17 protein-coding genes are annotated in these 14,407 nt (G+C 43.8%); 12 read left to right on the forward strand and 5 right to left on the reverse strand.

Going from position 1 to position 14,407, the window contains the following annotated elements; all coding sequences use genetic code 11:
- Positions 1–128: 128 nt before the first annotated feature.
- The 8 genes from DWW91_RS20850 (at position 129) to DWW91_RS20885 (ending at position 6,971) form a co-directional block, all read left to right on the forward strand.
- Positions 129–1,286, forward strand: a complete 1,158-nt coding sequence (locus DWW91_RS20850) for a HAMP domain-containing sensor histidine kinase (RefSeq protein ID WP_010800623.1) — start codon at positions 129–131, stop codon at positions 1,284–1,286.
- Positions 1,287–1,374: 88 nt separating this feature from the next.
- Positions 1,375–1,959 carry a DUF177 domain-containing protein gene (locus DWW91_RS20855; protein ID WP_009859682.1) on the forward strand — a complete coding sequence of 195 codons (585 nt, stop codon included), beginning with the start codon at positions 1,375–1,377 and terminating at the stop codon, positions 1,957–1,959.
- Between the two features lie 12 nt (positions 1,960–1,971).
- Positions 1,972–2,157, forward strand: a complete 186-nt coding sequence (rpmF, locus tag DWW91_RS20860; RefSeq protein WP_009859681.1) for a 50S ribosomal protein L32 — start codon at positions 1,972–1,974, stop codon at positions 2,155–2,157.
- A gap of 106 nt (positions 2,158–2,263) precedes the next feature.
- Positions 2,264–3,268: a beta-ketoacyl-ACP synthase III gene (locus DWW91_RS20865; protein ID WP_122328827.1), complete on the forward strand. Its 1,005-nt coding sequence runs from the start codon at positions 2,264–2,266 to the stop codon at positions 3,266–3,268.
- The gene (era, locus tag DWW91_RS20870; RefSeq protein ID WP_009859679.1) at positions 3,252–4,142 is read left to right on the forward strand and encodes a GTPase Era; all 891 of its coding nucleotides are present in this window, start codon (positions 3,252–3,254) and stop codon (positions 4,140–4,142) included. Before DWW91_RS20865 ends, era begins: the two co-directional genes overlap by 17 nt.
- A 24-nt stretch (positions 4,143–4,166) precedes the next feature.
- Positions 4,167–5,480 (forward strand): ribosome biogenesis GTPase Der, encoded by a 1,314-nt coding sequence (gene der, locus DWW91_RS20875; RefSeq protein ID WP_122328828.1) that lies wholly within the window; start codon positions 4,167–4,169, stop codon positions 5,478–5,480.
- A gap of 122 nt (positions 5,481–5,602) precedes the next feature.
- Positions 5,603–5,833 carry a hypothetical protein gene (locus DWW91_RS20880; protein WP_009859677.1) on the forward strand — a complete coding sequence of 77 codons (231 nt, stop codon included), beginning with the start codon at positions 5,603–5,605 and terminating at the stop codon, positions 5,831–5,833.
- A gap of 214 nt (positions 5,834–6,047) precedes the next feature.
- Positions 6,048–6,971: a hypothetical protein gene (locus DWW91_RS20885; protein WP_009859675.1), complete on the forward strand. Its 924-nt coding sequence runs from the start codon at positions 6,048–6,050 to the stop codon at positions 6,969–6,971.
- Positions 6,972–7,004: 33 nt separating this feature from the next.
- Here the strand turns inward: DWW91_RS20885 and DWW91_RS20890 are convergent, their stop codons facing one another.
- Positions 7,005–7,832, reverse strand: a complete 828-nt coding sequence (locus DWW91_RS20890; protein ID WP_122328829.1) for a DUF6261 family protein — start codon at positions 7,830–7,832, stop codon at positions 7,005–7,007.
- A gap of 401 nt (positions 7,833–8,233) precedes the next feature.
- Between DWW91_RS20890 and DWW91_RS20900 the strand changes: the two genes are divergently transcribed.
- The 4 genes from DWW91_RS20900 to DWW91_RS20915 all read left to right on the forward strand — a co-directional run bounded on the left by DWW91_RS20900 (position 8,234) and on the right by DWW91_RS20915 (position 10,328).
- The gene (locus tag DWW91_RS20900; protein WP_122328830.1) at positions 8,234–8,542 is read left to right on the forward strand and encodes a nucleotidyltransferase domain-containing protein; all 309 of its coding nucleotides are present in this window, start codon (positions 8,234–8,236) and stop codon (positions 8,540–8,542) included.
- A complete protein-coding gene (locus DWW91_RS20905) occupies positions 8,539–8,931 on the forward strand; it encodes a HEPN domain-containing protein (protein ID WP_122328831.1) in 393 nt (130 codons plus the stop codon). Before DWW91_RS20900 ends, DWW91_RS20905 begins: the two co-directional genes overlap by 4 nt.
- A 355-nt stretch (positions 8,932–9,286) precedes the next feature.
- Positions 9,287–9,778 carry a hypothetical protein gene (locus tag DWW91_RS20910; RefSeq protein WP_147426561.1) on the forward strand — a complete coding sequence of 164 codons (492 nt, stop codon included), beginning with the start codon at positions 9,287–9,289 and terminating at the stop codon, positions 9,776–9,778.
- Between the two features lie 88 nt (positions 9,779–9,866).
- Complete coding sequence (locus DWW91_RS20915; protein ID WP_122328833.1) at positions 9,867–10,328, forward strand: hypothetical protein; 462 nt, start codon at positions 9,867–9,869, stop codon at positions 10,326–10,328.
- 68 nt (positions 10,329–10,396) lie between these two features.
- On the opposite strand, the gene DWW91_RS20920 is transcribed toward DWW91_RS20915, so the two are convergent.
- The 4 genes from DWW91_RS20920 to DWW91_RS20935 form a co-directional block, all read right to left on the reverse strand.
- On the reverse strand, positions 10,397–12,151 hold the full coding sequence (locus DWW91_RS20920) for a DUF4091 domain-containing protein (protein WP_122328834.1): 1,755 nt from the start codon (positions 12,149–12,151) through the stop codon (positions 10,397–10,399).
- A 66-nt stretch (positions 12,152–12,217) separates the two neighbouring features.
- Positions 12,218–13,288, reverse strand: coding sequence for a TIGR04133 family radical SAM/SPASM protein (locus tag DWW91_RS20925; protein ID WP_122328835.1), 1,071 nt, complete (start codon positions 13,286–13,288; stop codon positions 12,218–12,220).
- Positions 13,288–13,770, reverse strand: a complete 483-nt coding sequence (locus DWW91_RS20930; RefSeq protein ID WP_009859669.1) for a radical SAM-associated putative lipoprotein — start codon at positions 13,768–13,770, stop codon at positions 13,288–13,290. The genes DWW91_RS20925 and DWW91_RS20930 overlap by 1 nt, the downstream gene beginning before the upstream one ends.
- 107 nt (positions 13,771–13,877) lie before the next feature.
- The gene (locus DWW91_RS20935) at positions 13,878–14,366 is read right to left on the reverse strand and encodes a radical SAM-associated putative lipoprotein (protein WP_122328894.1); all 489 of its coding nucleotides are present in this window, start codon (positions 14,364–14,366) and stop codon (positions 13,878–13,880) included.
- Positions 14,367–14,407 lie beyond the last annotated feature (41 nt).

The following is a 14,407-nucleotide window of genomic DNA, read 5'->3' on the forward strand; positions in this document are numbered from 1 at the left end:
TCGATAGAGTGGACTCCTTTTTGCGTTTATAGCTTCTTTTCGTTTTTATTCTTCCTGATTTAACATCTCTCTTATAATAATGTATCTTCTTTTCCGTTCTAATATACATTGAGTATGAATTTTAGATTATGAGCAGTATATATGATTCCCGGCAACGGCTGAAATATCTTTTCATTTTAATAGCCACATTGATTGCGATCGTTTCTGTGTTTGTCTCTGATAAGCTTGTAAAGAGTTTAGCGCAGGAAGAACGCCAGAAGGTCGAGATCTGGGCGGAAGCGCAACGTATGATTGCTACCGAAACCAATGGTTCAAATATGGCTCTTATTCTGAAGATTCTGGAGAGTAACACCACGATACCTGTTTTATGGTGTAATGAGAAGGATAGTGTAATTGCAGAGAAGAATATCGACCTTCCGGAAAAGGACTCAGACTTGTTTCTGAAAAATAAAGTACGGGAATTAAAAAGCAAGAACCCTCCTATACTGATCGATATGCAGGATGGAACCTTCCAGTATTTATACTACGACGATTCTATTATCCTGAAAAGGCTGCTTATCTATCCTTATGCCCAGTTGACAGTCGTTTTCATATTTATCCTGATTGCCTTTCTGGCTCTTGCCAGTACGAAGAAGGCAGAACAGAATAAAGTATGGGTCGGATTATCGAAGGAGACAGCCCATCAGCTAGGAACTCCTATTTCTTCCTTGATCGCCTGGGTGGAATATCTTCGTACAAAAGAAATCGATCCGTCCCTCCTGGGTGAAATGGAAAAAGATGTGAAGCGTTTGGAGATGATTGCAGAACGTTTCTCGAAGATTGGATCAAATCCCGATCCGACACCGGTAAATATCAGCAATTCGATTCGTACGGCCTTAAATTATATGGAAACACGCATTTCTGCCAAGGTGAAGATATATACTCATCTTCCGGATAATCCCGTATTGGTTTTAATGAATGATTCACTGTTTGCCTGGGTTATTGAAAACCTGACAAAAAATGCTGTGGATGCTATGGAAGGCCAGGGTGAAATAACGTTCCAGGTGGAAGAACGTGACAAGACTGTGCGGATAGATATTACGGATTCAGGAAAGGGGATTCCCAAATCAAAATATAAGACTGTCTTCAATCCCGGCTATACGACTAAGAAGCGCGGATGGGGACTCGGGCTATCTCTGGTCAAACGTATCATAGAGTCCTACCATGGCGGCAAGATATTCGTAAAGAACTCGGAGGTCGGAAAAGGCACGACATTTCGTATAGAGCTTCGTAAATATAGAGGCTAAATAATTCAATAATAAAAAATAACTGCATAGGTATTGCATTTGTGTTTAGTTTTTTCGTACCTTTGCAAGGTTTTTACACTAAAAGGCTTTGGGAAAATTTAAATTATATAACGTAGATTTGAAAAATCTCGCTCCAGGAGTGCACGAATTCGAGTATTTACTGGAGAACAAGTTTTTTGTGGACATTGACGGAGACGAAGTCCAGAAGGGCAAAGTCAAGGTTCACCTGACAGTGAAGCGTACGTCAGTGGCTTTTGAAATGAACTTTCAGATTGAAGGTGTAGCAATCGTTCCGTGTGACAGATGTCTGGACGATATGGAGATTCCGGTTGATACACATAATCGCTTGGTAGTGAAATTCGGTAAAGAATATGCCGAAGAGAGCGACGAGGTGGTAGTAATACCAGAAGAGGAAGGTGCGATTAATTTGGCATGGTTCCTTTATGAGTTTATTGCATTGGCAGTACCGATGAAGCATGTACATGCTCCGGGAAAATGTAATAAAGCGATGTCGACGAAGCTGAAGAAGCACACTGCTAAAAGTACAGATGACGGAGATGATGATTACGAAGAAGACGAAGTGGAAGATATATCCATGGATGATGACGTAAGCGGTAATTCTGATCCTCGCTGGGATGCCCTGAAAGGTTTAATAGAGAATGATAACAATTAAATAAATTAAAACATGGCACATCCTAAAAGAAGACAAGGTAAGACAAGAACAGCCAAGAGAAGAACTCATGACAAGGCTGTCGCTCCAACAATGGCTATTTGCCCGAACTGCGGCGCATGGCATATTTATCACACTGTATGCGGCGAATGCGGCTACTACAGAGGTAAATTAGCTATCGTAAAAGAAGCAGCTGTGTAAGTTTGTCACGATCATATTGAGTCTGATAAACGAAAGAAATAGCCCTAAAAATATTTTTAGGGCTAATTTTTTAATTGGGATATAGAGTCTCTTTATTTTTTTAATTATGGATAAATTAAATGCGGTTATAACAGGTGTAGGCGGATATGTTCCGGAAGACGTGTTGACAAATGAGGACATCTCCAAATTGGTCGATACGACTGACGAATGGATCATGACACGTGTTGGCATCAAAGAACGCAGAATTTTGAAAGGTGAAGGGGTTGGTACCTCTTACATGGGTATACGTGCTGTGAAGCAGTTACTCGAAAAAACACAAGTAAATCCGGAAGAGATCGAAGTGATTCTGTCAGCTACAACAACGGCAGACCATCACTTTCCAACCATGTCTTCAATCATCGCCTATCATACCGGCTGTAAGAATGCAATGACTTTCGATTTGCAGGGAGCTTGTGCCGGATTCTTATATGGGTTGGAAACAGGTGCGAATTATATTCGTTCGGGACGCTATAAGAAAGTGATTGTTGTTGCCGGTGATAAGATGACCTCGATTACCGATTATCAGGATCGTTCTACCTGTCCTTTGTTCGGGGATGCCTGCGGTGCGGTTTTACTGGAACCGACTACGGAAGAAGTCGGCGTTCTCGACACGATTCTGCGTACTGACGGCGTAGGCTATTCTCATCTGATTATGAAGTCAGGTGGCTCGGCTTATCCTTCCAGTCATGAGACCGTGGATAAACGGGAACATTTTGTTTTGCAGGATGGCAAATATGTCTTTAAGTATGCTGTTTCGTATATGGCCGATGTGGCTGCCGAAATAGCGGAACGAAATAAACTGACCCACGACGATATTACATGGATCGTGCCTCACCAGGCTAATCTGCGTATTATCGATGCGACGGCTAAACGTCTGGGTGTGGATATGGAGAAGGTAATGATCAATATCCAGAAATATGGTAATACCAGTGCCGGTACTATTCCTATCTGCCTTTGGGAGTGGGAAGACAGGCTGAAGAAAGGGGATAACCTGATTCTGGCAGCATTCGGTGCAGGCTTTACCTGGGGTGCAATTTATCTTAAATGGGGTTATAATGGAAAACAAGCATAAGTCCGGCTTTGTTAATATTGTCGGTAATCCTAATGTTGGGAAGTCCACGCTGATGAACCGTCTGGTGGGGGAACGTATCTCCATCATCACGTCGAAAGCGCAGACTACCCGTCATCGTATCATGGGGATTGTGAATACCGACGATATGCAGATCGTGTATTCAGACACGCCGGGAGTCCTGCATCCGAATTACAAGTTGCAGGAGTCTATGCTGAATTTTTCGGAGTCGGCTTTAGGTGATGCCGACGTGTTACTCTATGTGACCGATGTCGTTGAGACAATCGATAAAAATGAAGAATTCCTCCAGCGGGTCCAATCGGTGGAATGTCCGGTCCTGCTGCTGATCAACAAGATCGATACCAGCAATCAGGCCGAACTGGAAAAGATGGTAGCCCATTGGAAAGAGGTTCTTCCGAAGGCCGAGATCATTCCGATTTCCGCGCTTTCGAACTTTAATATTGATTATGTGAAGCATAGGGTGGAGGATTTGATGCCCGAGTCTCCCCCTTATTTTGAAAAAGACGCGCTTACCGATAAGCCGGCCCGCTTCTTCGTTACGGAGATTATTCGCGAGAAGATACTCCTGTATTATCAGAAGGAGATACCGTATGCGGTGGAAGTCGTTGTTGAGCTGTTTAAGGAAGAAGAAGAAATGATTCACATCAAGGCGCTCATTATTGTGGAACGGGATTCCCAGAAAGGGATTATCATCGGGCATAAGGGACAGGCACTGAAGAAAGTCGGTGCTATGGCCCGTAAGGATATTGAACGCTTCTTTGAGAAGAAGGTATTCCTGGAAATGTTCGTCAAGGTTGAAAAAGACTGGCGTAACCGGGATAACCTGTTGAAGAATTTTGGTTATCAGCTGGATTAAAAACAGCGCACAGAAAAGAAATTTATGGGAAATATTGTAGCAATTGTTGGTAGGCCCAACGTAGGAAAGTCCACCCTGTTCAACCGTCTGACCCAATCGCGTCAGGCCATCGTGAACGAGGAAGCAGGGACTACCCGCGACCGTCAGTACGGTAAAGTGGACTGGACCGGTAAAGAGTTTTCGCTGGTCGACACCGGCGGATGGGTAATTAATTCGGATGATGTTTTCGAAGAAGAGATAAATAAGCAGGTACAGGTCGCTTTGGATGAAGCAGACGTGATCTTGTTTGTGGTGGATGTGTTGAACGGTATCACGGACCTGGACATCGAAGTGGCCAAGATACTGCGCCGTAATAAAAAGCCGGTTATCGTGGTGGCAAACAAAGCGGACAACTTTGAGATGCATGCCGAGGCCGCAGAGTTCTATGCGTTCGGTTTGGGCGATCCTTTCTGTGTGTCGGCTATCAACGGTTCCAATTCCGGCGACTTGCTGGATAAGATCATCGAGATCCTTCCGGAAGAAAAAAATGAAGAATTGGAAGAAGAGTTGCCTCGTATTGCCGTTATCGGTCGCCCGAATGCCGGAAAATCGTCTTTGATCAATGCGTTTATCGGTGAAGACCGTCATATCGTAACGGATATTGCCGGAACGACCCGCGATTCTATTTATACCAAATACAATAAATTCGGCCTGAATTTCTATCTGGTGGATACAGCCGGTATCCGTAAGAAGGGAAAGGTGAACGAAGACCTGGAATATTATTCGGTGATCCGTTCGATTCGTGCGATTGAGAATTCCGATGTCTGTGTACTGATGGTAGATGCTACCCGCGGTATCGAAAGCCAGGATTTGAATATTTTCTCTTTGGTGCAGAAGAATAAGAAGGGGTTGGTCGTTTGTGTGAACAAATGGGATTTGGTAGAAGATAAAGGCCAGAAGGTGATCGACAGCTATACGAATGCGATCCGCGAACGTCTGGCGCCGTTTACAGATTTCCCTATCCTGTTCATCTCGGCGTTGACCAAGCAGCGTATCCTGAAAGTGCTCGAAACTGCCAAAGAAGTATACGACAACCGTAAGAAACGCGTCCCGACAGCCAAGCTGAATGAGATCATGTTGCCGATCATCGAGAACTATCCGCCTCCTGCATGGAAAGGAAAGTATATCAAGATCAAATACATCACCCAGCTGCCCGCAGGCTCTGTTCCTTCCTTCGTTTTCTTTGCCAACCTGCCGCAGTGGATCAAAGATCCTTACAAACGCTTCCTGGAAAATAAGATCAGGGAGAACTGGGATTTTACAGGGACACCGATTAATGTATTTATTCGCGAGAAATAAGATAAAAAAGAGATGCTATAACGGTATCTCTTTTTTTATGGTTATTCCTTTTATCAAATGTCTTTTATTCGGGGAAGAATATCTATCTTTATCGTATTCTAATATAATAAACAGTTTTGACTATGACAAAAATTAATCATTTTTCATCAGATCGTGATTTATCAACTCAGAAAGATAAGTCTTGTGTATGCCGGAATTCCGATAAATGGAATCCGAATGTACCGCTTCAAGTTTCTCAGGAAGAATTTTGGAAACATATCCATGAAATTGAGCAGGGAATGTTTACTTCTTTAGATGAAGGATTCCAAAAATTTGAACAATGGAAAGCGGCGCTCCTAAAAAGCCGGTTGTAGTTAGTGACCGCTTTTGGGAAAGTTATAATTCTGTATACGAACAAGGCCTTGACTTATTTGGATATTATAAATTAGCTTCAATCCGTTTCGTCTGCGTGTCATTTATATGTTTCGGAGAAGTAAAGGCTCCATGCCGTTGAATGATTGAGGATTTACATCTTTAGTGAATTTATATTCGTACTTTTATCCATCGTTAATATTAAACTTTACTGCTATGTTTACATCACATATGACTGAGGACGAACTGCAGGCCGTTGCCTACCGCGACTTTCTGGAGATACGCATGAAAGTGAAGATCGCTTTCGAACAGTTTATAAACCGCCTTCGTTTGCGCAGAGGGGAGAAGAGAGTCCTCCATTCGCTGATTGAGGAAAAAAACGTATTGACCAAATCGAAAAATACCTGGCATGTCGTTTTTATTAATACCAGCTATACCGCTGCAGATGAGTTTATAGCCGGCTGTATCGTTTATATCCCTTTGTACCGGGACAACGCGGTCGATTATCTATTCATTAATAATATGGAAGACTTTGTGCTGGAGAGGCTTTCGGCCCATTTCCTGACACGTTACAAAGAGCGGTATCTCGAATACAACGGGATCAACCTGCGTGGCATACATCCGGCTATATATTATATGATATATAATCAGGACAAAACGCTGACCTATTACCTGCCTGAAAAGTGGACTGAAAAGGAAATGGAAGAGAAAGGCTTCATGATCTCCAAACAGGGTTTGTCGTTGGTTCGGTTCGACAAAAAACTGATTACCTATATCACTTTCCTCGACCAGGAGAACCTGAGCCGTTATAAAGCGATGGTATACGAAGAAGAAGCTTTATGGAAAGACCTGGCAAATACCGAGAACCCGGAGCTTTCATTTGAATTGAAACAGGCGCTGTATATGAAGCATTGTCGTAATCCGGAGAAGACAAAAGCAATCTTGCGAAGGTATCTGCTGCGTATCTGCGGGACGAATCTCACGGAAGAGCAACGGGAAGATTTGTTGGCAAGATTTGATGACGTCATAGAAGAAACGTTGGATATCGAGCAACTCCTGAAGCAGGAGAAGGCCGAAACAAGGCGGCTCCAGATGCCGGATATCAAACTCTATTTGGATCAAATGAAAAAAGGGAAGTAATCACCTCCCTTTTTCGTTTTTTCTCCGATTGACTTATTCGATTTCCGGGCGGTCGCTACTTCCGCCTCCGCCTTCACCTGCCGGGCCGGAACCTTTCTTTCGTTGGTTGAAAGCGGTGACGGTTTCTGAGATCAGCTGGTTCAGGTTGCTGACAAATGTCGTTGCTGCGGCCGACGGCTGGGCTACGCTGAACGACTGTGCCAGCATCACCAGGTCGTCGTACTGGCTGTCGAGACGCTGACGGATTGTTGCGCTGTTGTCCTTTTTATTGGCGGCGCGGCTCTGTGTTCTCGCCGAGGTGAGTGCGATGTAGGCGTTGTTTTCCTTTTCGAGTTCGGCCAGGTAGGCTTCCAGTCCGAGGGTGGTGACGTAGGACGCGTTTTCGTCCTTCCGCAGGTCGATCAGCAGGCCTTGTATTTTGGCTGTTTCCTGTGCTACCGGCAGGCGGGCGATGCCGATGTACGGTTTGATCACCTTATAGAGAAACTTTCCGGCATCACGTTCGGCTTCGAGCGGCAGGGTACCGGCGCGCGAAATGCGGGTGGTGATGTAGATGACCAGGTTGTCGCGGTTGGCTTCGTGAACGGCGGCCTGTTCCGTTTCCTGTGCGATGCGGCTTTCGTCGACCGTGTCGGCCAGGAGCATGACGTCGTTTTCCATTTTTTGCACAAACTGTGCCGACAGTCCGATATCGGGCGAGCCGTTTGTCCGTACGTCGGCATCGAGCGATTCGATTTCGGGACGGTCGCCGCCGCCGGTCGGAGCGGGGACGAGGTTCAGCACGGAGTTGAGGAAGGCCAGGTATTCGGCGTTGTTGAGATCATAAAGCGTTATGTGCTTGATTTTTGTGTAACTGCCCATGATATTTAAGATTTATAGTGAATTAAACATTCGGCAATGTAGACAAATAATTCCGGTAAAAAGAGTTTTTCTGTGATTATATTAAAAAAAAGTTCCCGGAAGTCCGGAAACCTCGTTTAAATGTTGAAAAATACCTTCCGGATTTCCGGAAACGATTTTCGACTGTTGAAAGTGACTTTCCGGATTTCCGGAAATGCCTTTTGAATGGTGAAAGTTCATTCCCGGGTTTCCGGAAACCGTTTTGCACCGTTTAAAAATGCTTCCCGGATTTCCGGAAGGTCACTTTCACTTGTCGGAGCCTTCTTTTGTCTTTATCTTGACGAAACAACCCTCTTTCTTGTGATTTTGAGATTTATAGCTACCTTTGTGAAAATAGAAATTAAAGAAGAAAGGAGTATCTTATGAGACGTCCTGAAATAGTAAACCGTATACGGGAAGTTATCCGTCGTGTTGCTCCCGGTGCACAGGCGATTCTGTACGGAAGCGAAGCCCGTGGCGATGCCCGTCCTGACAGCGATATCGATCTGCTTATCTTGCTTGACAAAGAAGATATCTCTCTGAAAGAGGAACAGGAGATCGCTTATCCGCTTTATGACATAGAGTTCGAGACGGGAGTGATCATCAGTCCCCGTGTATTCAGTAAAAAGATATGGGAAAAGTTGACGACGCCTTTTTCTGAAAATGTAATGAGAGAAGGAATTGCGTTATGACGGATGAAGAACGAAAATCACTTGTTTCCATCAGATTACAGAATGCAAAAGAAACGTTGGACGAAGTCCCGGTGCATATTGAAAACGGCTTTTGGAACACTGCAACCAACCGTATGTATTATGCCTGTTATTACGCTGTTGCTGCTTTGCTGTTGAAGAATGGTATTAGTGTGAAAACACATTCCGGTGTTCGTCAGGCATTAGGAAAGGAGTTTGTTGTTACGGGATTGGTGTCAAAAGAGCAGGCACGTTTCTTTTCAATCCTTTTTGACAATCGCCAAACGGGAGATTATGACGATTTTATTATGATGACGGAGGAAAAGGTAAAGGAACTTTATCCGCAAGCTGTTGGTTTTATACAAGCTATAGAAAGTTTGATAGAAATGTAACAATATAAATTTCTGAGAGAAAAGATCTCGCATATTTTGTTTAATAATCTAAATGTGCGATCTTTGCGACGTATTGAAAAAATAACGTAGAAGCGTTTCAATATTATCTTGTCTTGAAATCTCGACAATTTCAACTCATCAAGATAATAGACAAAATGTTTCCTGCGCTTATGTTTGTTATATATACCTACCCGGTGACGGGTGGACTATATACTTGCATAAAGCGTGGGATCATTGTGCTATTATTGATGAGTGGGCAGTCGAGAGCCTCAAGACAGTAATAGACGATGGTTCCCACGCTTCTTTTTTTGTTAACACCGAACGGAGGGGACAGGGAGGGGTAAAGATAATACTTATGGAGTCAGTTATAACTCGTTTAAAATCTATTTTTATAGTTTTGCTAAAGGGTATTTTTATTTTGCTTTCATGGATTTTAGCTTGCGCAGCCTTATCTACAGCTAAAAAATCTCTTATAGAGGAAGGGGCATCTTCAGTAGCGAGTGCCGTAGTGTGGATGGCTTTACCTGTTGCTACCATAAATGCTTTTGTAGTATTTTACAAAGGAAAAGTTCTGAGAGTAAAATGTCTTGAAAAATTATTTCTTAAATTGAGGTTACTATTTAAAACATCTGATGACTCTTTAATTTTGTGGCAGTTCTTTTTGTCTATTTTGCAAATAAGTTTGTTCTTGATTTTTTTGATTTTAACCTTTTTCGGTTCATATCAAACTATGTGGGGACTTCATTATTTGATAGTTGGAGATATATGGGTCGCCTTTTTAGGAAGTTTAAGATTTTTATTAGGACTATTTGTATGCTTTTTATCTAATTATTATTTTAAATCATAATAATATGTATTGTAGGAAATGTGGTAAAGAAATTTCAGAAAATAGTTTTTACTGTAAATTTTGTGGAAATAGTGTAAAAGGTGAGTCTATGAATATAAACATGGATGTGATAATAACTTTTTTAAAGTCAAGAACTAAAGAGTTATTTATATTTGGTATGTGGTTTTTGTTTAATAGTTTACTTTATTTATTGATTGGAAATAAACGAGGTGATGTTTTTGATTATGATTATAAATATGGATTTAATATATATCAAATATGTACCTTCATCGCTCCATTATTTTATTGGGGATTTAGAGAAGTCATTAAATATTTATTAGATCGTAACACTTTGATGTCTTCAAGAAAAGTTTTGTTGAGGATTATTAGTTTTTTGATCGGTTCTATTCCTGTCTTTTTTATACTTGTCCCTTTTACATTAATTATAGGAGGATTTTTTCGAATGCATGCTGAAGACAGGGCGATATTAAATCTTATATTCACAATAATAGCAGTAGAATTCTTTTACAGAGATCTTTTTAAAAGGAAAACTCATAATGGTTTATCATAAAAATGGAAACGGTTTCAAATTCTGTTATTGTAGGAAATTTGAAACCGTTATTTTTTAATATAAGTTTTTTAAAACGAATTCAGCACTTTATTCAACTCATTCACCATCTCCGTAGCCGACTTCTGTGTCTCAGCCAGTCCTTCCGGAGTAAACATGGCTACCGTTTTATTCAGCTTATCCAGTTTGCTGCCCTTCAGTTCTTCGCGGAGGATGCGGATTTTTTCAGCGTCCTGGAGGCCTTCTACCAGACGTTCGAAACGGATACTGCTGCGGGGACCCGGGTAGATACTGTATGTATCGCCGGCTGCCCAGGTGCGGAAACGGGAGTCGCGCAACGGATCTTTTGTCCAGCTGTTGACTGCCCAACGCAGGTAACCGTCGTAACCACCGGCAACGGCGTGGAGGATCGTCCAGGGGGCTTCTGCCGGGTTGGAGAAGGTGAAGGTGTTCGGGAATGCTTCCGAACAACAGGTATAAACCGTGCTGATCTGGCCTTTGCGGTCGCGTTCGGCTTTCACATCTTCCGGGAATTTGTGGCCGTACGGAATACTCAGGTAATACAGGTCGCCTTGTATCTCTTTATGATAGTTACCGGCCAGCGTAATCTTAAATTCCGGGTCAGCCTGCTTGATTACCTTGATAGCCTCTTGCATGGCTTCCAACGGACGTTCGTCCATAGAGATAGCAGTCTTTTCGAACCAACCTTTTTCACGCAGGTGACGGGAGAAATCTTTCAGGAAACTGCCCCAGTAGTCGGCATAAGCTGCATCGCCCGGTTTGGCTTCGATGAACTGGATGCGGTTGGTGGCCTGGTCGTAATAGTCGAAACTCAATGCCCACGGGATCATGGTGTAGCAGCTGATCAGGTCGTTGATGCCAATATCGTTCATCATGAAATCTACCCATTTGTCGAAAACAGTGTAGTCATATTCCCAACTGCCGTCGAGTTTCTTCATGCGGAACACCATGCTGTCGAAATGATCTTCGGTCTGTCCCGCCCAGGGTTTGTGCATGATGCTGGTGGTGATGGCACGCTGTCCGGCGTTAGCCAGCATCTTCATGATCGGGCGCATGGCATCGAAATGTTCTTTGCTCCAGAGAGGCACGTCGTAGTAACGGGCCACGGAATACGGGTTCTGCCACAAATCCAGATGGAATTTCCAGTCTTTCGGTTCCGGCAGGGTACGGTTCAGTACGTCTATCTCCACCTGTAACTTCATCGGTTGGAAGTTTTCGCCTGAAACGGTCAGTGTTCCTTTATATTTTCCGGGACGTGCGTCGGACGGTACCCATACATTCATCCAGATAGGTTGTGTCGTACGGGCGGCGACATCGCGCATCTTTACGATATCCAACACGTCGGCAACAACGGAAGAATCCCATTCCGCCTTGTTTTCACGTACACCGCAACCGCCTGTACGTTCTTTGTTCAATTCGTCGGTCATTACGTAACGCACGAAATTGGTGGTGACGTTGGAAGCCGGGATAACGGATGAACCGTTTTTCAATTCGCTGACGGTGATGGTTGCGTCCGACAGGTCGTTGGTTGTCCACAGTACGGCCTGGGCGTTTACGCGTTCTCCTTTCCAGGCTTTCGTCTGCCAGCGGGAGGTTTTTGTAACGGTTGGGATACTGAGTTTCGGATAACGAACGTCCGTGCTCGCCCAGCTGAGTTGGGTAGGCGTTGTTATTTTATTCCATACAGCCTCACTATCGTGTGGCTTGGTGTCGGTCAGTTCGGTGTAATCGGTGATGTTCGATTGCTGTGCGTAACAAACCGGGCCTAGCGTTAGCAGGGCACAGAGAATAAGAGAGTTTTTCATGTATAAATTCTTTTAGAAGTTTATTCGGGGGATAAAGATAGGAAAAAGATGGGATATTGTACGCAATTACTTTATCCGATTATAATGACAGAACAACAGATTGCCGTTATCGTCGTACAGATGTATGCCGTTGCCTTCGCAATAGCGGAACATTTTGCAGTCGGCGCATTGTCCTTTGCGTGTCCATTCACGGTTGCGGTACGGTTTGAATTTGTTGTTCCAGATGTCGATGAATTTATCTTTATAGATATTCCCCTGGTGGAAATTGGCACGAATGCTCGGACAACCGGAAATGGAACCGTCTGCCAGCACCGAAGCTGTACTGATTCCGGCATTACACTGGAAAATGGAATCGCGCACTTCGGCTTCGTAGTTTCCGAGGAACCCTTCGCAACCGTAGCTGGTGTGTATCTTTCCTTCCTGCCGGCAGTAGCGGATGAAGTTAAGCATCCAGGTGAACTGTTCGTTGGTCAGTTGCAGGTCGGCTTCTTCGGCGGCCCGTCCGACGGGGAAGATGGTGAACAGACGCCACCGTTTTACTCCCATTTCCGTCAGGAATTCCTTGAAGAGTTTCAGGTCTTTGAAATTCTTTTGGTTTACGCAAGTCACCACATCCCAGACAATCTCTTTCTCTTCCGCCAGCATGCAGATGGCGTTGACTGCATTCTCGAAACTTTTCGGATGACGGCGCAACCAGTTATGTGCTTCTTCGAAGCCGTCGAGACTGATGGTTGCCGAATGCATGCCGGAGGCCAGCAGCGCGTCCAGCCGTTCGCGTGTCATCAGCAATCCGTTGGAAACGATTCCCCAGGGATATCCCCGGCGGTAAAGTTCCATTCCGCAGGTTTCGATGTCTTTGCGCACCAAAGCCTCTCCTCCGGTAAAAATTACCAATACTTTATTAGGATTGACATGGGGAGTAATATCGTCTATAACTTTCAGAAAATCTTCCACCGGCATATCCTTCATGCCAGCCGATACATGGCAGTCGCTGCCGCAATGACGGCAGGATGCATTGCAACGAAGCGTACATTCCCAAAAGAGTGTGCGTAGTTCGTGTAGCTTGGCCCTGTTTCTTCGGATACTGCGGAAGAGTTCCAGAGCGATGCGTTTACGAAATCCGGGGCGTTTATCCATTATTCTTCCGTGTTAATCTGTTCGTTCATAGTGATTGTAACCTCTTGTTTGGCTTTTCCCTCGTACCAACCGCTGCCATTTTCATAGACGGCGTTTTTAAAGGAAACAAAAGAGGTATCGGCTGCAAACTGACCGCCGTTTTTATCTTTGTCAATATCTGTCGTGATAAGTTTGAATGTTGCCCCGGGGAATTCTCCGGTTTCCCAAAGGAATTCTCCCTTTGCGTCGGTGTAGATGGTATCGCTGGGCATTTGACGGTCGGGAACCGAATCGCTGATGGCGATTTGTATATTGGGGATCGGGTTGTTCTGTCTGTTTACCACTTTCCCTTTGATCTCGTAGTTAGCATGTGGGCAGCCGTATTCTTCTACCTGACCTCCCCCATCATCATCCGAATCGGAACAAGAGAAACCTAGTAAGGTGAGTAAACCGGCTAATACCCAGTTCATACTGTTCAAAAAATGAGGATAGAACCTTTTCATATAACTTGCGTTGTTTCGTTATTAACTGATAGATTACATATGATTAAATACAAAAGTACGAAAAATACTGCATCGGCGGTTGTATAAGTCTGGATATTTGTTTTTACTTATTCTTTGTTTTCCACAGCCTGCTTCATTTTGATAGTTACGTTCTTTTGTGCATTACCATAATTCCATTCGCCGTTTCCTCCTGTCAGGTCTTCTTTTTTGAAAGCTACTTCCGTGATTGTTTCTTCAAATGCTCCTCCGTTATCGGTGCCATCGATATCTTTTGTTGTGATTTTGAAAGTGATATCCGTGCCAAAAGTGGTGACAACCGGTCGTGCGACGAACTCTCCGGCACTATTCGTGATCAGCGTATCCCGATGCGTATATTCTTCATTACCAAAAGGGTCGGGAATAATAACTTGTATGCCGTTGATGACTTTCCCGTTCTCATCGACTACTTTCCCTTTGATTTCATAATCGGCATAGGGACATCCGTATTCGTCTGCCCCTATTTTGTCGCATGCTGCCAGTGAAAAGCCTAACAGGCTTAATAATCCTGCCAATATTTTATTTGTAAAGGTCAGGAAGAAATGGTTTGTTCTGTTCATATTCATATGGTTTTAATTGTATTTACATCCATATCTAATTG

This window comes from Parabacteroides sp. AF17-3, from assembly GCF_003635445.1.
GTDB lineage: Bacteria > Bacteroidota > Bacteroidia > Bacteroidales > Tannerellaceae > Parabacteroides > Parabacteroides goldsteinii.